This window comes from Enterobacter sp. KB-280D8, from assembly GCF_041399405.1.
Classification (GTDB): Bacteria; Pseudomonadota; Gammaproteobacteria; order Enterobacterales; family Enterobacteriaceae; genus Enterobacter; species Enterobacter cloacae_N.
This window is the reverse complement of sequence record NZ_JBGKEC010000008.1, coordinates 1-17,319: the sequence shown is the minus strand read 5'-3', so window position 1 is coordinate 17,319 and position 17,319 is coordinate 1. Positions and strand designations below refer to the sequence as shown.

15 protein-coding genes and 1 riboswitch are annotated in these 17,319 nt (G+C 55.4%); of the genes, 7 read left to right on the top strand and 8 right to left on the bottom strand.

Going from position 1 to position 17,319, the window contains the following annotated elements; all coding sequences use genetic code 11:
* The first annotated feature begins 7 nt into the window (after positions 1–7).
* Positions 8–523, top strand: a complete 516-nt coding sequence (locus tag AB8818_RS18300; RefSeq protein WP_116338743.1) for a protein disulfide oxidoreductase — start codon at positions 8–10, stop codon at positions 521–523.
* Between the two features lie 36 nt (positions 524–559).
* Here AB8818_RS18300 and AB8818_RS18295 read toward each other — a convergent pair whose 3' ends face one another.
* The 3 genes from AB8818_RS18295 to AB8818_RS18285 all read right to left on the bottom strand — a co-directional run bounded on the left by AB8818_RS18295 (position 560) and on the right by AB8818_RS18285 (position 4,773).
* Entirely contained in the window at positions 560–2,026 is a 1,467-nt protein-coding gene (locus tag AB8818_RS18295) for an aspartate aminotransferase family protein (RefSeq protein ID WP_116338744.1), read from the bottom strand.
* An 18-nt stretch (positions 2,027–2,044) separates the two neighbouring features.
* Positions 2,045–3,421, bottom strand: a complete 1,377-nt coding sequence (locus AB8818_RS18290; RefSeq protein ID WP_014884533.1) for a diaminobutyrate--2-oxoglutarate transaminase — start codon at positions 3,419–3,421, stop codon at positions 2,045–2,047.
* Positions 3,422–3,765: 344 nt separating this feature from the next.
* Positions 3,766–4,773: a LacI family DNA-binding transcriptional regulator gene (locus tag AB8818_RS18285; RefSeq protein ID WP_116338745.1), complete on the bottom strand. Its 1,008-nt coding sequence runs from the start codon at positions 4,771–4,773 to the stop codon at positions 3,766–3,768.
* 238 nt (positions 4,774–5,011) lie between these two features.
* On the opposite strand from AB8818_RS18285, the gene AB8818_RS18280 reads away from it, so the two are divergent.
* Together AB8818_RS18280 and AB8818_RS18275 are read left to right on the top strand one after the other, a co-directional pair.
* Positions 5,012–6,253: an MFS transporter gene (locus tag AB8818_RS18280; RefSeq protein ID WP_116338746.1), complete on the top strand. Its 1,242-nt coding sequence runs from the start codon at positions 5,012–5,014 to the stop codon at positions 6,251–6,253.
* Positions 6,254–6,269: 16 nt separating this feature from the next.
* Positions 6,270–7,703, top strand: a complete 1,434-nt coding sequence (locus AB8818_RS18275; RefSeq protein ID WP_192983094.1) for a glycoside hydrolase family 32 protein — start codon at positions 6,270–6,272, stop codon at positions 7,701–7,703.
* A gap of 67 nt (positions 7,704–7,770) precedes the next feature.
* Here AB8818_RS18275 and AB8818_RS18270 read toward each other — a convergent pair whose 3' ends face one another.
* Positions 7,771–8,241: a hypothetical protein gene (locus AB8818_RS18270; RefSeq protein WP_192983092.1), complete on the bottom strand. Its 471-nt coding sequence runs from the start codon at positions 8,239–8,241 to the stop codon at positions 7,771–7,773.
* A gap of 149 nt (positions 8,242–8,390) precedes the next feature.
* Positions 8,391–9,500 carry a YadA C-terminal domain-containing protein gene (locus tag AB8818_RS18265; RefSeq protein ID WP_305038618.1) on the bottom strand — a complete coding sequence of 370 codons (1,110 nt, stop codon included), beginning with the start codon at positions 9,498–9,500 and terminating at the stop codon, positions 8,391–8,393.
* Between the two features lie 633 nt (positions 9,501–10,133).
* Positions 10,134–10,230, top strand: a riboswitch (TPP riboswitch).
* 35 nt (positions 10,231–10,265) lie between these two features.
* On the opposite strand from AB8818_RS18265, the gene thiM reads away from it, so the two are divergent.
* From thiM to AB8818_RS18250, 3 genes are read left to right on the top strand one after another with little or no spacing between them, the layout of a single operon-like run.
* On the top strand, positions 10,266–11,036 hold the full coding sequence (gene thiM, locus AB8818_RS18260) for a hydroxyethylthiazole kinase (RefSeq protein WP_166711767.1): 771 nt from the start codon (positions 10,266–10,268) through the stop codon (positions 11,034–11,036).
* Entirely contained in the window at positions 11,033–11,833 is an 801-nt protein-coding gene (gene thiD / locus AB8818_RS18255; RefSeq protein WP_163330216.1) for a bifunctional hydroxymethylpyrimidine kinase/phosphomethylpyrimidine kinase, read from the top strand. The genes thiM and thiD overlap by 4 nt, the downstream gene beginning before the upstream one ends.
* 42 nt (positions 11,834–11,875) lie before the next feature.
* Complete coding sequence (locus tag AB8818_RS18250) at positions 11,876–12,622, top strand: GntR family transcriptional regulator (protein ID WP_163330215.1); 747 nt, start codon at positions 11,876–11,878, stop codon at positions 12,620–12,622.
* Here AB8818_RS18250 and AB8818_RS18245 read toward each other — a convergent pair.
* Genes AB8818_RS18245 through AB8818_RS18235 form a run of 3 tightly spaced genes read right to left on the bottom strand, consistent with a single transcriptional unit; the run spans position 12,596 to position 15,824 of the window.
* Entirely contained in the window at positions 12,596–13,549 is a 954-nt protein-coding gene (locus AB8818_RS18245) for a PfkB family carbohydrate kinase (protein ID WP_166711765.1), read from the bottom strand. The two genes, AB8818_RS18250 and AB8818_RS18245, sit on opposite strands and share 27 nt — an antisense overlap.
* Positions 13,546–14,550 carry an ADP-ribosylglycohydrolase family protein gene (locus AB8818_RS18240; RefSeq protein ID WP_116338757.1) on the bottom strand — a complete coding sequence of 335 codons (1,005 nt, stop codon included), beginning with the start codon at positions 14,548–14,550 and terminating at the stop codon, positions 13,546–13,548. Before AB8818_RS18240 ends, AB8818_RS18245 begins: the two co-directional genes overlap by 4 nt.
* Entirely contained in the window at positions 14,547–15,824 is a 1,278-nt protein-coding gene (locus tag AB8818_RS18235; protein ID WP_163330212.1) for a nucleoside permease, read from the bottom strand. Before AB8818_RS18235 ends, AB8818_RS18240 begins: the two co-directional genes overlap by 4 nt.
* Positions 15,825–16,074: 250 nt before the next feature.
* Between AB8818_RS18235 and fbaB the strand changes: the two genes are divergently transcribed.
* Positions 16,075–17,127, top strand: a complete 1,053-nt coding sequence (gene fbaB / locus AB8818_RS18230) for a class I fructose-bisphosphate aldolase (protein ID WP_008500869.1) — start codon at positions 16,075–16,077, stop codon at positions 17,125–17,127.
* Positions 17,128–17,319: the final 192 nt, after the last annotated feature.

The window sequence follows — 17,319 nt, the reverse complement described above, 5'->3', positions numbered from 1 at the left end:
GGTCATAATGGATAACCGTAAATTGAGTCGCCTGCGCCGCTGGGCGCGGGAGGGGATCATACTCATTCTGCTTACGCTGGCGGTCATGTGGGGTGTGGATCAATACCGAAAGCCGTCATTACCCGCCAGCTTTAGCGCAACGCCAATGCAGAGCATCGACGGTAACATTTACGATATCGCGGCGCTCAGCCAGGAGCGCCCGCTGCTGATTTACGTCTGGGCAACCTGGTGCAGCATCTGTCGCTATACAACTCCTGCGGTCGATAAGCTGGCAAAAGAGGGCGGTAACGTCGTGAGCGTTGCCATGCGCTCCGGTGATAATGCAAAGCTTGCCCGTTGGGTTGAAAAGAAAAACCTGAGTATGCCGGTGATTAACGATGCAAGCGGCGCCTTGTCGCAGCAGTGGCAGGTGAGCGTAACGCCAACGCTGGTGATTGTGTCAAAGGGGAACGTTGTCAGCGCCACAACGGGCTGGACGAGCTACTGGGGATTGAAAATCAGAATGTGGTGGGCAGGCGTATAAAGATAACCCCTCTCCCGACGGAAGAGGGGTTTTGTATTACTTAGCCAGAACTTCCTGCGCGGTGCGCTCAACCAGCGACAGCAGGATTTTGATATCCTCCAGCGTCACGGTTGGGTTCAGCAGGGTCAGCTTCAGGCAGGTGATGCCGTTATGCTCGGTCACACCAACGTTTGCACGGCCGGATTCCAGCAGCGCATCACCAATTTTCTGGTTCAGCAGGGCGATGCCCGCGTCGTCCGTCTGCACCTGTCCGCGGAAGCGGAACAGCACGCTTGCCAGCTGCGGCTGCATAACCAGTTCCAGAGCAGGCTGCTCCTTCACGTAGGCCGCAACCTGCTGTGCCAGCGTCACGCCGTGATCGATGATTGCCGCGTATTGCTCCTGACCCAGCGCCTCCAGACTCATCCACAGCTTCAGCGCATCGAAACGACGAGTGGTCTGCAGGGATTTGGACACCAGGTTAGGCACGCCCGCTTCTTCGTCGAACTCGGAGTTCAGGTATGCCGCCTGATAGCGCATCAGCTCATAGTGACGCGCTTCTTTCAGCAGGAACGCGCCGCAGCTGATGGTCTGGAAGAACTGCTTGTGGAAGTCCAGCGTTACGGAATCCACCAGCTCGATGCCGTCCAGATAGTGACGATACTGCTCAGACATCAGCAGCGCGCCGCCCCAGGCCGCATCAACGTGTACCCAGATGTTTTGCTTCGCCGCCAGTTCAGCGATCGCGCGCAGTGGGTCGATCGCACCGGCATCGGTGGTACCCGCCGTTGCGACAATCGCCAGAATCTGTTCGCCGTTCGCGTTGCACTGCTCGATTTTCGCCGCCAGATCGGTCAGATCCATGCGGGAGAATTCATCCGTTTTCACCTGCACCACGGACTGGTAGCCCAGACCCATCAGCGCCATGTTTTTCTGTACGGAGAAGTGCGCGTTTTCGGAGCACAGTACGCGGATCTTGCGCAGATCGCCCACCAGGCCGTCCTGCTGTACGGAGTGACCCTGACGTGCGAAGAACGCATCACGGGCCAGCATCAGACCCATCAGGTTGCTCTGGGTACCGCCGCTGGTGAAGACACCCGCGTCGCCAGCCTGATAACCCACGCGGGTACGCAGCCATTCGATCAGTTTGATCTCAATAATGGTTGCGGACGGGCTTTGATCCCAGGAGTCCATACTCTGGTTAGTGGCGTTGATCAGCACTTCCGCCGCCTGGCTTACCACCAGGCTTGGGCAGTGCAGGTGCGCCACACACTGCGGGTGATGGACGGACAAGCTGTCTTTCAGGAAGAACTCAACGGCGCGTTCAATCGCCGCTTCGTTGCCCAGCCCTTTCGGGTTGAAATCCAGCTTAATACGGTCGCGCAGCTCCGCGACCGTTTTGCCCTGGTACATCTCAGGCTGTTTCAGCCACTGCATCACAGCCTGAGTGCTTTGTTCAATCGCCTGCTGGTAAGCTTCAATGCTCTGCGCAGAGGAGAACAAAATTGGGTTTGAATCAGACATCGTAATCAACTACTCCGGTTACGCCGGGCGAACGCCCGCAGCAAGCAGTGCCTGCTCGAATTTATCCAGGAAGATTTTCAGCTCTTCGTCGCTGATCAGCAAAGAAGGCAGCAGACGCAGAACGATACCGTTACGGCCGCCACGCTCCAGAATCAGACCGGCTTCGAAGCACTTCTTCTGGATCAGCGCAGACAGCTCACCGTCGCCAGGGAAGCAGCCCATGTGGTCAGCGGCTTCGTGTGGCTTAACGATCTCGATACCGATCATCATGCCCAGACCGCGCACGTGACCGATGACCGGATAACGTTTCGCCATCTCTTTCAGCTGGCCTTTCAGCCATTCGCCCTGTGCAGCCACTTTGCCTGCGATGTTCTGGTCTTTCAGGATTTTCAGCGTCGTCAGACCGGTTGCCATCGCCAGCTGGTTGCCACGGAAGGTACCGGTGTGGTGACCTGGCGCCCATGCGTCGAACTGCTTTTTGATACCGAGCACGGCCAGCGGCAGACCGCCACCCACTGCTTTAGACATCACGATGATGTCTGGCTCGATGCCCGCGTGTTCGAAGGCGAAGAATTTACCGGTACGGGCAAAGCCTGCCTGAACTTCATCGAGGATCAGCAGAATGCCGTGTTCCTGAGTCACTTTACGGATGCGCTGCAGCCACTCAGCCGGAGCCGGGTTCACGCCGCCTTCACCCTGAACGGCTTCCAGAATCACCGCAGCAGGTTTACGCACGCCGCTTTCGACGTCGTTAATCAGGTTGTCGAAGTAGTAAGTCAGCGCTTTCACGCCCGCTTCACCACCGATACCCAGCGGGCAACGGTACTCGTGCGGGTAAGGCATGAACTGCACTTCTGGCATCATACCGTCAACCGCTTCTTTCGGTGACAGGTTGCCGGTCACGGACAGTGCGCCGTGGGTCATACCGTGGTAACCACCAGAGAAGCTGATGATACCGCTACGACCGGTTACTTTTTTCGCCAGCTTCAGCGCCGCTTCAACGGCGTCGGCACCGGATGGACCGGTGAACTGCAGGCAGTACTCTTTGCCCTGACCTGGCAGCAGAGAGAGCAGGTATTCAGAAAACGCGTCTTTCAGAGGCGTAGTCAGATCCAGAGTGTGTAACGGCAAGCCGCTGGTAATGACATTTTGGATGCTTTTCAGCACATCAGGATGGTTATGGCCAAGCGCAAGGGTCCCTGCGCCTGCTAAACAGTCAAGGTATTCTTTATTATCTGCATCGGTGATCCACACGCCTTCTGCTTTAGTGATGGCTAAAGGCAGTTTGCGCGGATAACTCCTGACGTTAGATTCAAACTCGGCCTGACGGGCCAGATAGGTTTCGTTGCTTTTGTGGGCATCTACGGTGTCAATACGGACTTTATCCGTCATCATATCACTCCTACAACCGCCGCTTCGCTATGAGCAACGATTGAATAAAAAGTTAAAAAACAGATGGGGGCCTGAAAAAAACGCCGCCAATATAGAGCCTTTTGCCACGGGGCTCAATGGTTAATTTGTTTACTGTTTTGTGACAGAAGGCACAGGCGAGGAAATATCCCCTTTTTTAAAAGGAAGATTGCACTTTATAACCAATAAAAACATTGTGTTACGTCGTATTTATCTGGAGTGTAAAGGCATGGAAAAGAGTGTGACAAATCGTGCCATCGGCGGAGATAAAAAAGAGGATAGCCGCCTTTTTACCCCCTTATTTCTGCGTCGTCAGCGAAAAGCGGCGATCACACGGCATGCATAATGGAATCACGCTTTAAAAAAGGACTTTCAACGCGCGTCGTTTCCCGATGTTGTTCACCGTTAATAATGTGCAGAGCGCTCAGGCGACCAATTTCGTAGTGGGGCAATTGAACCGTTGAAAGAGGAGGCAAAAATAGCTCGCCAATGCCCACCATATTGTCATAGCCGAGAACCGCGACATCTTCAGGGATGCGAAGCCCTTGCGCCAGCAGCGTCTGGTACACCATAAACGCGATACGATCGTTACCGCAGATAACGGAGTCAAACCGGGGGATGCCATTCTGGATGCGCGCCAGCAATGCGGACGGAATATCACGATAATGCTCATCCCCGAGCGCCATATACTCATGTTCCAGACTGTCCGGGTCGATCCCGGCTTCACGGCAGGCGCGTTCCAGCCCCTGGCGGCGTCGGGTTGTGGCCAGATGGCCCGCGGGTAAATGCAGGCAAAGAGGCCGTCTGTAGCCCTCCGCCAGTAACTTCCTGACGGCGGAGTACTGCCCCTGCTCATCATCCGGGATATAGCTGGCGACCTTTTCATCGACGCTTTCGCAGTTGGCCAGCACGCAGGGAAGGGTAAGCAGCTTGGCGGGAAGCGGAACCTGACGTAACCCCATCGTGGTGTAGATAATCCCGTCAGGCCGGTGGGAGAGGAGAAGGTCGACGATGGTATCCGGGTTGTCATCGGTAAACATATTCATCACGAAGCTGTTCCAGCCGTGCATTCGGGCCGTCTCTTCAATGGACAGCGTTATCTCAACCGAGAAAGGTGTCGTCACCGTATCAAGCGCCAGCACGCCGATGGTTTTAGGCGATGCATGCGCACCGCGTATTTTCTTGGCGGACAGATCGGGAACGTAGCTGGTCTGCTCGATAGCCAACTGAACGCGCGCCAGCGTTTCCGGTTTAAGGCGTTCCGGGCTGTTAAGCGCGCGGGAAACCGTCATCAGCGATACGTTAGCCAGCTTTGCGACATCCTTCAGGGAAGCCATTTTCTTACTCCGTTAATGCTCTGTGTTAGAGGGTATACAACTAAGTCGCTGATGTAAAAGGAAGGCTGATGCCCGGCTCAGGTCATGCTTACCTCAGTGATGAATATTTGATCGCGATCTCATTCCCTTAATGTTAACGTTAACTTTCGTGATTAACATCTTAAATCTTAACTAAACAGCATGAGAAAGAACCAATGTTAACGTTACCATCCAGGCATTCCTCCAACATGAGAATGCCATGATGAAAACGCATCACTCTCACAGCTACCCTTTACTAAGCGCATTACTGTTTTTCTTTTTTGTCACATGGTCATCTTCCGGCTCGTTGCTCTCGATCTGGCTTCATCAGGAAGTGGGCTTAAAAGCGGGGGACACCGGCGTTATCTATGCTGTGCTTTCCGTCTCCGCGCTGTGTGCGCAAATTTGTTATGGATTTATTCAGGACAAGCTCGGTTTGCGCAAAAATCTGCTCTGGTTTCTGACCTGCCTGCTCATTCTTTCCGGCCCGGCCTTTTTGCTGTTTGGTTACCTGCTGCAGATTAACGTGTTACTCGGCAGCATTTTCGGCGGGATTTTCATCGGCCTGACGTTTAACGGCGGGATAGGTGTGCTGGAATCCTATACTGAACGCGTGGCCCGCCAGAGCCAGTTTGAGTTCGGCAAGGCGAGAATGTGGGGATCGCTTGGCTGGGCGGTGGCAACCTTTTTTGCGGGGCTCCTGTTTAACATCAATCCGAAGCTGAATTTCGCTGTTGCGAGCTGCGCCGGGCTGGTGTTTTTTGTTTTGCTGGCACGTCTCAGGGTCTCTTCTGCACCGCACGCCATGCAGGAAGCGGTGTCCGGTGGCAAGGTGACGCTGGAAGATGCATTGCGCCTGCTGACGCAGCCTCGTTTCTGGGCGCTGGTATTTTTCGTTATCGGCACCTGTATTTATGGCGTTTATGACCAGCAGTTCCCGGTCTATTTCTCCTCCCAGTTCCCGACGTTGCAGGAAGGGAATGCCATGTACGGCTATCTCAACTCCTTCCAGGTTTTCCTTGAGGCGGCGGGCATGTTTTGCGCCCCGTGGCTGGTGAACCGCCTCGGCGCGAAAAACGGCCTGATTTTCGCGGGAATGGTGATGGCAATGCGTATGGTGGGATCGGGTCTGGTTGAGGGGCCGGTGCTCATCTCCATTACCAAGCTGCTGCATGCGGTTGAACTGCCCGTATTGCTGGTTTCGGTATTTAAATACAACAGCCTGCATTTTGATAAGCGGCTCTCCTCCACCCTCTATCTGGTGGGCTTTGCCTGCACAAGCTCGGTGATTGCTTCTGTCCTGTCGCCGCTGGCAGGTTACAGCTATGAGAAATACGGCTTTGCCCAATCCTATCTCATTATGGGCCTGTTGGTTTTCAGCACCACGCTGATCTCTATTTTTCTGTTGCGCTCGGGTAAGTCCTCCTCTGACCCGCTCATGCCGCAACCCTCTACTATCTGACTAAAAGAGTAAACAAATGACGTATTCCATCGCCAAAGCTGAACAGGAATTGCAGGCCAGACAAGGCAGTCTTAACCTGCGCTGGTATCCGCGTTACCACCTCGCCGCGCGTGCCGGCTGGATGAACGATCCGAATGGTCTGGTGTGGTTTGACGGCTGGTATCACGCCTTTTACCAGCATCATCCGTACTCAACCCAGTGGGGGCCGATGCACTGGGGCCATGCGCGCAGCAAGGATTTAGTTCACTGGGAACACCTTCCGGTGGCACTGGCACCGGAAGGGCCAGAAGACAAAGACGGCTGTTTTTCCGGGTCGGCGGTGGTGGATGGCGATACGCTGGCGCTGATTTACACCGGACATAAATTCCACGGCGATCCTGATGATGAGGCTAATCTCTACCAGGTGCAGTGCCTGGCCACCAGCCGTGATGGCGTCCATTTTTCCCGGCAGGGAACGATCGTTGATACGCCGCCTGGCCTGCATCACTTCCGCGATCCGAAAGTGTGGCGCGAAGGGGAGTACTGGTACATGGTGGTTGGCGCACGGGAGGGTGATACGGGCCAGGTGCGCGTATACCGTTCTGCCGACCTGCGCGAGTGGCTGGATATGGGAGTGATTGCGGTAGCCGAAAAAGAGATGGGGTATATGTGGGAATGCCCGGACTTTTTCACCCTCAATGGTAAACGGGTGCTGATGTTTTCACCTCAGGGGCTGGCGGCAGACGGATTCAAAAATCGTAATCTCTTCCAGAGCGGCTACCTGCTTGGCGAGTGGCAGCCCGGTCAACCTTTCGTGCGTGAAGGAGAATTTGAGGAGATGGACCACGGGCATGATTTCTATGCACCACAAAGTTTCCTGACGCCCGACGGTCGTCGTATTGTTATCGCCTGGCTGGACATGTGGGAATCGCCCCTGCCGGAACAGCAGGATGGTTGGGCGGGCATGCTCTCTTTACCGCGTGAAATGACGCTCAGTGCAGATAATCGTCTGCAAATGCGGCCGGCCAGAGAAGTGGAAAGCCTGCGCGGGGCATGGTTCCCCTGGCCGGTAAGTTCGCTTAATAATCAGCAGATCGCTCAGGTGGAAAGGTGCGACGCGATGGAGGTCATTCTGCAGTGGGATTGCGCCAACAGCAGCGCGGAGCAGTACGGCCTTCGCCTTGGCGACGGATTACGCGTCTACGTCGATGCGCAGGTGCAGCGTCTGGTGCTTGAACGCCATTATCCGGAGTATGGCTTGTGCGGTACCCGAAGCGTCGCGCTTAACCTGAACGAAGCGCTCAACCTGCGCCTGTTCTTTGACTGCTCGTCGGTAGAGGTGTTTGTTAACGAGGGGGAGGCGTGCCTGAGCAGCCGCATTTACCCTTGCGAAGGGGCGCGCGAGTTGGCGTTGTTTGCCTGGACGGGGACGGCATCGCTCATTGAGGCCGGGGCGTGGCAACTAGAGTAAATGGGTTACGTCAGAAAAATCCAGTAATGTCAGCAAATAATAAAGGCGACTGATGTCGCCTTTAGTTTTATTTAATCTTTCTGGCGTAGCCCTGGAACTGTCCCTCTTTACTCACCGCTAATTTGCCCTTAGCAGGATAGTAAATAAAGGTGTATAACCCTTGCGAATAGACCTTTGCCTGAGGCTCGTTTTCATCCAGCGCGCCCAATACGCCGTCAACATCCAATATCTCTCCTTTAATGGTGATCTTCATCCCTTCCCATTTAAAGGCGTGAGTCGCTTTAGCTGCCTGAGCATGTTGTTTCGCGTCTTTCTTAGCCCAGAGACCCGTACCCGCAGCGGCATCACGCGCGTTCGCCCATGCTGCATTTTGTGCGGATTCATTGTAGGCATTCTGGCGGTTTTGCTCAGCCAGGTAGCAGGTATCTTTGCTGATCCCCTGGCGCTCGCAATCGGCCATGCGCTGAGCAGATGAGGTACACGCAGAAAGCAGGATGGCAGCACCAGCTATTAATACCGCCAGGAGTGACTTTTTCATTTCAAAAATACCTTAATACGATAGAAGGATGTTTAATAACCGCAAATATAATAAGCCTGATACATAATACCTAACCATGCGCCAACGATAATAAGCATCAGGTACAATATTACAGAGATAGCAATGTATTTTGTCATGCTGCTTATTTATTAAAAACCGATCCCTACGCCGACTGAAGCACCCATGTTATTTGCGGTATCATCAGAGAAGCTCACTTTACCAATCATATGTTCGTTAAAGTTAACAGACGCCCCAACCGCTAAAGCGCTTTCACCGTTGTACGTCGCACCGCCAGCCGAGAACATCACGCGCTGATTCGTTTGCACCTGTGGTAAACCGGCCATCGCCATCGCGCCGCTGATACCTGCGTTTGCTTCCTTCTTATTATTATCGACTTCCTCACGCAGCGATTTAAATTGCTGGTTAGTGTTATTATTCAGTGCCTGTAATGTCTGTTTGGTCGCCAGCAGCTCCTGAGCCTCGGCCGTAACCGCCTGGCTATTAGTAGCGACTTTAGCCTGTGTTGCCGTGTCTACCTGCGTGCGTGTCACGGTGGTCATCACGCCATTTTTTCCATCTTTGCCGTCCTGACCGTCTTTACCATTCGCTCCGTCACGTCCGTTAATTCCGGCAACGCCCTGTGCACCTGTCGCGCCGGTATCGCCTTTATCACCCTTAGCGCCGTCCTGACCGTCTTTACCATTCGCTCCGTCACGTCCGTTAATCCCGGCAACGCCTTGTGCGCCTGTCGCGCCGGTATCGCCTTTATCACCCTTAGCGCCGTCTTTTCCATCAACGCCGTTAGTTGGTTTTGGTGCATTTTCCAAAGACGTGATGCGCCGATCGTGATCGGTTAATACTGAGCCTTGTTGTTGTGTTTGTTGTTGCAGATCAATGATATCCGAGCCATTTTTAGCACTTTCCTGTAAAGCTATTGCGGCTGTTTGATTCGCAGTATCAGCAAGCGCTCCGGCAAGTAATGCCTTTTGGTTAGCATCATTCGTGGCTTGCTCCAGAACCAAAACACCTAATTTCGTTGATTGAAGATCGCTATCAACTTGCGTTAAGTGATTTTCAATTGAGAGATCGCGAGTAATACTGTCAACCTTATTTTGTGCAATTTGGTCTTGATGATCATTTACAATATAAGAGATGTATGCATCATCCCAAACCATATTAGCAGCTCCAGCTGTATTAATTACACCCCCAACTACAATACCTACAACAACAGAAATAAAAGATTTATTAAGATATTTCATTTTAAGGACTCACATCATTAACGTATTGATAAATCGAATTATGCCGAATAGCCTGGATTTTTGAGCGAAGATGAATCCTTATACCGGTACGGTAATACGGATTTTTTTTCGCTCAAATCTTTTTTAGTAACGTGAATAAACTATCAATTAAACCCAAACTGATGATTTTGATCTAAATCATAAATGAGAGGGAAAAATACGGCGACAGGATGCGTGGTAATGCTGATTTATTCAATGTATACATTAACTTACGAATTGTATGATGAATAACTCATTGACGATAAGCTATTGATGGTAATCCGAATAATTCATGGCGGAGAATAAAGTAATGCTCTCTTTTTGTTTCGTACGAAAGAAGTTTTTATCTCTTATAAAAGACGACGTGAAGCAAAAATAAAATTAAAAATAATTGACTCGTTAAGCGGGCGTAATACTGCTTTTTAATAAATAGTTAACAAGTATTGAGGTATAATTAACTAAGCTGTAATAAATATAGGCAAGGGAATGCAAAAAGCCGTCTGAAGGAGATGCTGCGATAAATTCAATGACAATCGAAACCCCTTGCGCCTGGCACGCCGCCGCGGTTACACTGAATGACGGCAATATGTATCTTCTAATATATTGTTTTATAAGTATTTTGACTCGGGGTGCCCTTCTTTGTGAAGGCTGAGAAATACCCGTATTACCTGATCTGGATAATGCCAGCGTAGGGAAGTCAGATGCCTTCCCGGTCATCGCTTCTTCACGCAAGGCAGGAGCGAACCCATGCAGCCTGACCTGCTCGATTTACACGTTTTACACCACTTCCGCACCCGTTGTCCGCTTACCCATTGTATGACCAACGATGTCGTACAGACCTTTACGGCCAACGTTTTGCTGGCACTTGGTGCATCCCCTGCAATGGTGGTTGAGGCCGAAGAGGCTGAACAGTTCGCCGCCGTCGCTGACGCGCTGCTGGTTAACGTCGGGACGCTGACTGCGCCGCGCGCGCAGGCGATGCGTCGGGCAATAGAAAGCGCCGTAGCGGCAGGCAAGCCCTGGACGCTGGATCCGGTTGCCGTGGGCGCCCTGACGTTCCGCACCCGTTTTTGCCATCAAATCCTTGCCCTGCAACCGGCCGCCATTCGCGGCAACGCTTCAGAAATCCTGGCTCTGGCGGGAATGAGCGCGGGCGGGCGCGGCGTCGATACAACCGACACCGCGGCCAGCGCGCTACCTGCTGCTCAGGCGCTGGCCCGGCAAACCAATGCCATCATAGTGGTCACCGGTGAAGTGGATTACATCACTGATGGGCAATGCACCCGCACGGTTACGGGAGGCGATCCGCTGATGACCCGCGTGGTGGGAACCGGATGCGCGCTTTCTGCCGTCGTAGCGGCCAGCTGTTCGCTGCCGGGGGACAGGCTGGATAACGTTGCCGCCGCTTGTGGATGGATTAAGCGAGCCGGAACGGCAGCCGTTACGCGCTCGCGCGGGCCAGGCAGTTTTGCCGCCGCGTTCCTGGATGAACTCTACACGCTGGAGGAGCAGGCATGAAGCGGATTAACGCCCTGACCATAGCCGGCACCGATCCCAGCGGCGGCGCGGGCATCCAGGCCGATCTGAAAACCTTCTCGGCCCTTGGCGCGTACGGCTGCTCAGTGATTACCGCGCTGGTGGCACAAAACACGCGCGGTGTACAGTCGGTCTACCGCATCGAGCCGGATTTTGTTGCCGCACAGCTGGATTCGGTGTTCAGCGATGTGCGTATTGATACCACCAAGATCGGCATGCTGGCCGAAACGGACATTGTGGAAGCGGTGGCCGAACGGCTTAAGCGCTATCAGGTGCAAAATGTGGTGCTGGATACCGTCATGCTGGCAAAAAGCGGCGATCCGCTGCTCTCCGCCTCCGCCGTCGAGACGCTGCGCAATAAGCTGCTGCCGCAGGTAGCGCTCATCACGCCCAATCTTCCGGAAGCCGCCGCGCTGCTGGGCGCGCCGCACGCGCAAACTGAACGGGAAATGAAAGAGCAGGGCAATGCGCTGCTGGCGATGGGCTGCGGGGCGGTGCTGATGAAGGGCGGGCATCTGGATGATGCTGAAAGCCCGGACTGGCTTTTTACCCGTGACGGCGAATTGCGGTTTACCGCCCCGCGCGTGCAGACCAAAAACACCCACGGCACGGGGTGCACCCTCTCAGCCGCGCTGGCGGCGCTGCGCCCGCGGCATGACGGCTGGGCCGATACGGTACGCGAAGCGAAAACCTGGCTTTCGGCGGCGCTGGCAAAAGCCGATACTCTGGAAGTCGGTCACGGTATTGGGCCGGTTCATCATTTTCATGCGTGGTGGTAACCCAGTATACTGGCAGGAAACACCACGCCTGAGAAAACAGAGATGGAACAAGCGCATACCCGGTTAATCGCTCAACTGACTGAACGGATCGCCGCGCCTGACAACACGCCGCTTTACCTGAAATTTGCCGAAACGGTAAAAAACGCGGTGCGCAGCGGGGTGCTGGAGCACGGGAACATTTTGCCCGGCGAGCGCGATCTGAGCCAGTTAACCGGCGTGTCGCGGATCACCGTGCGCAAAGCGATGCAGGCGCTGGAAGCCGAGGGGGTTGTGACGCGTGCCCGGGGTTACGGCACGCAAATTAACAACATCTTCGAATACTCGCTCAAGGAAGCGCGCGGTTTCTCTCAGCAGGTGGTGCTGCGCGGCAAAACGCCAAACACGCTGTGGGTCAATAAACGCGTGGTGAAATGCCCGGAAGAGGTGGCGGGCCACCTGTCGCTGGAGCCGAACAGCGACGTCTTTTTGCTGAAGCGCATTCGCTATGTGGATGACGATGCGGTGTCGATTGAAGAGTCCTGGGTACCGGTCGGGCTCATTCCCGATCCGGATGCGATAGGGATTTCGCTGTACGACTACTTCCGCAGTCAGAATATCTTCCCGCAGCGCACCCGTTCTCGGGTCAGCGCCCGCATGCCGGACAGCGAGTTTCAGGCGCACATTCAGATGGACGAAAAAATACCGGTGCTGGTGATCAAGCAGGTTGCGCTTGACCAGCAGCACCGGCCGATTGAGTACAGCATCAGCTACTGTCGCAGCGATCTATACGTCTTTGTGTGCGAGGAGTAATTCCTCACGCGTGGGCGCGCAATCCCCGCCGCGGTGGCTGACCACCCAGGACGCCACGGCATTCCCCAGCAGAACGGCGTCTGCCAGTGACCATCCCGCCGCCAGCCCGGCAAGCGTGCCGCCCGCGTGGCTGTCGCCTGCACCAATGGTGTCCACCACCGTGGCGGGAAACGCCGGAACAACGCCCGAGACGGCACCGTCATACCACGTAGCACCGTCTTTATCGTGGCGCACAATCAGCGCGGCGCCGAAGCGCTGCTGCCACACCTCACCCAGGTGTTCAGCCTCTACACCCAGCCTTTCAGCAGCGAGCTCCGCTTCCTGACGATTAAGCGACACGATCGGTTTACAGGCCATAATCCGCGTCATCAGCGCGTCGGGAATATCCGCGATGCGCGGGCCGAAATCGATAAGCGCCGTCACGTCCTGCAGCCCTTCCAGCCAGCCCGTCAGCAGCTCGCCGCACGGCGAGGCCAACTGGTAGCCGGAGAGATAAACCAGACTGTTTTGCGGAACGTATAGCTCGTCAAGCCAGCGCTGCTGCCACTGGTTCTCGACGCCGCTAAAGGACATAAAGGTGCGCTCGCCGTCAGGCTCCACCAGCGCCAGACACCAGCCGTTGTCGCCGGTTTCAGCCTCCACGGCGCTGCGCAGATCCTGCTTCGCCATCGCGTTGCGGATAATATCCGCCCACACGCCGTGGCCTACGGGAAGGGCGTTTTGCGCCACAATGCCGAGCCGTTTCAGGGCGATGGCGATATTCAGCGCGCAGCCGCCAATATTTACCCCCTGCTGTTTAAGCTCGATATCACACCCGCGCCAGGGCAGGGCGTAGGCGTCGGCGATGACGTCAATTACCGCCGCGCCCAGCACCGTCACCGGGCGGGTGGCGTGCAGGGTGTCGAGACGTTGGGCAAATGAATTCATACGCCCTCCCTTTGCTCCCTGAAGTGCAGCAGCTTCTCGCTGTAGTGGCCAAAATCGAGCTGGTTAACGGCGTCGAGCTCGGCCTTCAGCGCCGGGTCAATCGCCTGAACGCCGTGGAGCGCGCCGCAGATGGCTGTCGCCATCGCGCCGATGGTGTCGGTATCTCCGCCCAGATTGGCGCATAAAATCGCGCAGCGGTTCGGGTCGGTTCCCGCCAGTTCCACCATCGCAATGGCCGCCGGAACGGACTCGATGGTGCTGGTTCCTGCGCCAGTGAGCTGATAAATCTGCTCGCTGGCGGAGTCGATCCCGTTGGCTTCCCGTACGGTCTTAAGCGCCAGCTCAATGCGCGCCGCCAGCGACGCGCTGAAGGTGGTGGTTTTCACCTCCTGCGCATAGCGGGCGATCCCCGGCAGCGCATCGACGATGTTCTGCCAGCGCTCTCCGTCGATGGCGCGGGAAACCGCCCAGGCAATCACCACCGCACCGGCGATGGCAAGATCCGATTTATGCGTTGGGCTGGAGGCCAGCGCCACCTGCCCCACAAAGTGTTCCAGCCGCGTCGCCGGGAGAAGGCAGCCCAGCGGGGAGGCGCGCATCGCCGCCCCGTTAGTCACGCCGTTGTTATCCAGCTCGCTGACCGGCTTACCGTCCCGGATCGCGTTAAGCGCGATTTTCGAGGTCGGGCCAAGCACGTTCTTATTAAACGCGTCGAAGTCGAGCGCCCAGTTCAGGATATGCTTGCCGATAACCTCCGCGTTAATCTCGCCGTCGCACTCGATGATCGCATCCGCCAGGCACAGCGCCATCGAGGTATCGTCGGTGAACTCTGCCTGCCTGAAATAGCAGGCCGCGTTATTCTCTGCCGGGCCGGGTAAAAAGCGGTCGATCCAGCCGAAGTGCGCTTTGACGCGCTTTCTCGGCCACAGCTCCGACGGCATGCCCATCGCATCCCCTAATGCCTGCCCGTAAAGGGCCCCGAGAATACGGTCTTGTTTCATTTAACTTCCCCTTGTGTCAGCGCGGTATCGCCATCAACCACCTCAATTGCGGTGATCTCTTTATCCGATTCGCGGAAAAACAGCATAAACAGCACGGCAATCACGGCAATCATGATTGCACCAAATGTCCACATTCCGGCCCAGTTGAAGGTCAGCCCATTCACCGGCTCTTTGTAGGCGAACATTTTTTCCATCATTACGCCGCCCAGGCGGTATCCCAGCAGGCTACCAAAGCCCTGGCAGCACAGCGTAATCAGGCCCTGCGCGGCGGTTCGCATATGCGCCGGCGCCTTTTTGTCCACGTAGATATACGCGGTGACGTAATAGAAGTCGTAGCTCACGCCGTGCAGCAGAATACCGAGGAACAGCAGGGCGTAGGTGAAGTACTGCTCCGCACCGCCGTAGACGAAGAACCCGTAGCGGATGGCGGCGGTAATCAGGCCCAGCAGTAAGACCTTCTTAATACCAAAGCGTTTGGTGAAAAACGGCAGGGCGAGCATAAAGAAGATTTCGGAGAACTGGCCGAGCGTCATCCAGCCGGTGGCGTTTTTCATGCCCACTTCGGTGAGATAGCCGTTGGCGAAGATGTAGTAGAAAGCCAGCGGCATGGCGAACAGGAACGAGCAGAAGAAGAACACCAGGAAGTTTTTGTCGCGCAGCAGGATCAGCGCATCCAGCCCCAGCATGACTTTGAAATCCAGCTTGCCGGTACTTTTCGGCGGTGTGTTCGGCAGGAACAGGGCAAAGACGCCGAGCAGGGCGGAGCTGGCCGCCGTCATCAGCAGCGGGATATTGGTGTCGGAAATATCGTTGTAGCCCAGCATCTGCGGCAGAAACCCGCACGCCAGCCCCGAGGCGATCCAGCCGATGGTGCCCATCACGCGGATGCGCGGGAAGTCGGCCTCAACGTCATCCACGTTCGCGAAGGCGATACTGTTGGTCAGCGCGATGGTCGGCATATAGGTCAGGGAGTAAACCAGCAGCAGCGGGAAGAAGGTGCTGAACTGGGTTTGCTGCGCGGCGAAGTACATCAGGATCGCGCCGGCAAACATCAGCACTGACAGCACCTTCTGCGCGGCGAAGAAGCGGTCCGTCAGCGAGCCGACCAGGATCGGGGAGAGGATCGCGGCAATCGCGGTACAGGCGTAAGACCAGCCGATTTCCCCGGCGGTAAACCCGCTTTTGCTCAGCCACAGCCACAATGGCACAAACCACGCGCCCCAGATAAACCATTCAACAAACATCATGAATGACAGTTGGACTTTCGTTTTCATTTTTTAATCCTGCATGTCAGAGAGGGTACGCCTTTAACATACCACTCAATAATACCTTTTAAATACCTTTGTGGCGATTGTTTGATCAATGTAACAGTTTTGTTGTACACGAATCGAGCCAGCAGATTGTGCTGAAAAAAAATGCAAATGGTGGAAAATCTGTTAAGTCGGTACCAGGCTTAGTCTGCCCATAAAAAATGGGACTGGATAAACACACACCGACACGACGTCGGACTTACGGGAGTATCACATGACTGATATTGCGCAGTTGCTTGGCAAAGACGCCGACAGCCTTTTACAGCATCGTTGTATGACCATTCCAGCCGACCAGCTTTACCTGCCTGGTCACGACTACGTTGATCGCGTGATGGTTGATAACAACCGTCCGCCTGCGGTTCTGAGAAACATGCAGACGCTCTATAACACCGGGCGGCTCGGCGGCACCGGGTATCTCTCTATTCTGCCGGTGGACCAGGGCGTCGAGCATTCGGCGGGGGCCTCCTTTGCGGCGAACCCGCTCTACTTCGATCCAAAGAACATTGTTGAGCTGGCGATTGAAGCGGGCTGTAACTGCGTGGCGTCCACCTACGGCGTTCTGGCTTCGGTGTCGCGTCGCTATGCCCACCGCATTCCGTTCCTCGTGAAGTTGAACCATAACGAAACCCTCAGCTACCCCACCGAATATGATCAGACCCTCTACGCCAGCGTCGAGCAGGCGTTCAACATGGGGGCGGTGGCCGTTGGGGCGACGATTTACTTCGGCTCTGAACAGTCCCGCCGCCAGATTGAAGAGATCTCCGCAGCGTTTGAGCGCGCGCACGAGCTGGGCATGGTCACCGTGCTGTGGGCCTACCTGCGTAACTCGGCGTTTAAAAAAGACGGGGTGGATTACCATGTGTCGGCCGACCTGACCGGGCAGGCGAACCACCTGGCGGCGACCATCGGCGCAGATATCGTGAAGCAGAAAATGGCTGAGAACAACGGCGGCTATAAGGCTGTGAACTTTGGCTACACCGACGATCGCGTTTACAGCAAGCTGACCAGCGATAACCCGATCGACCTGGTCCGCTACCAGCTGGCGAACTGCTACATGGGCCGTGCGGGGCTGATCAACTCCGGCGGTGCGGCGGGCGGTGATACCGACCTGTCAGACGCGGTGCGTACGGCGGTGATCAACAAACGCGCGGGCGGCATGGGGCTGATCCTTGGCCGTAAGGCCTTTAAGAAATCGATGGCCGACGGCGTGAAGCTGATCAATGCGGTTCAGGACGTCTATCTGGATAGCAAAGTCACGATTGCCTGACGCTTCCATCTCCCTCTCCCTGTGGGCTGAGTGATCCGCACAAATTAATGCGAGCAGTGAACAATCCCCTCGCCCCTTTGGGGAGAGGGTTAGGGTGAGGGGGAACATACGGCTCCGGTGGTCATTCCGTTCACTTTATGTTCCTTGCTACTCTGTAAGGACTTGGCCGGTGAACGTGCCAGGGCGGCTCAG

Bases quoted from the DNA above. Each gene is read 5' to 3' on its own strand.
- AB8818_RS18295 (WP_116338744.1), bottom strand. From the start codon at position 2,026: ATGTCTGATTCAAACCCAATTTTGTTCTCCTCTGCGCAGAGCATTGAA.
- AB8818_RS18285 (WP_116338745.1), bottom strand. From the start codon at position 4,773: ATGGCTTCCCTGAAGGATGTCGCAAAGCTGGCTAACGTATCGCTGATG.
- AB8818_RS18300 (WP_116338743.1), top strand. From the start codon at position 8: ATGGATAACCGTAAATTGAGTCGCCTGCGCCGCTGGGCGCGGGAGGGG.
- thiD (WP_163330216.1), top strand. From the start codon at position 11,033: ATGAAGCGGATTAACGCCCTGACCATAGCCGGCACCGATCCCAGCGGC.
- AB8818_RS18265 (WP_305038618.1), bottom strand. From the start codon at position 9,500: ATGAAATATCTTAATAAATCTTTTATTTCTGTTGTTGTAGGTATTGTA.
- AB8818_RS18240 (WP_116338757.1), bottom strand. From the start codon at position 14,550: ATGAAACAAGACCGTATTCTCGGGGCCCTTTACGGGCAGGCATTAGGG.
- AB8818_RS18270 (WP_192983092.1), bottom strand. From the start codon at position 8,241: ATGAAAAAGTCACTCCTGGCGGTATTAATAGCTGGTGCTGCCATCCTG.
- AB8818_RS18250 (WP_163330215.1), top strand. From the start codon at position 11,876: ATGGAACAAGCGCATACCCGGTTAATCGCTCAACTGACTGAACGGATC.
- thiM (WP_166711767.1), top strand. From the start codon at position 10,266: ATGCAGCCTGACCTGCTCGATTTACACGTTTTACACCACTTCCGCACC.
- AB8818_RS18235 (WP_163330212.1), bottom strand. From the start codon at position 15,824: ATGAAAACGAAAGTCCAACTGTCATTCATGATGTTTGTTGAATGGTTT.
- fbaB (WP_008500869.1), top strand. From the start codon at position 16,075: ATGACTGATATTGCGCAGTTGCTTGGCAAAGACGCCGACAGCCTTTTA.
- AB8818_RS18280 (WP_116338746.1), top strand. From the start codon at position 5,012: ATGATGAAAACGCATCACTCTCACAGCTACCCTTTACTAAGCGCATTA.
- AB8818_RS18245 (WP_166711765.1), bottom strand. From the start codon at position 13,549: ATGAATTCATTTGCCCAACGTCTCGACACCCTGCACGCCACCCGCCCG.
- AB8818_RS18275 (WP_192983094.1), top strand. From the start codon at position 6,270: ATGACGTATTCCATCGCCAAAGCTGAACAGGAATTGCAGGCCAGACAA.
- AB8818_RS18290 (WP_014884533.1), bottom strand. From the start codon at position 3,421: ATGATGACGGATAAAGTCCGTATTGACACCGTAGATGCCCACAAAAGC.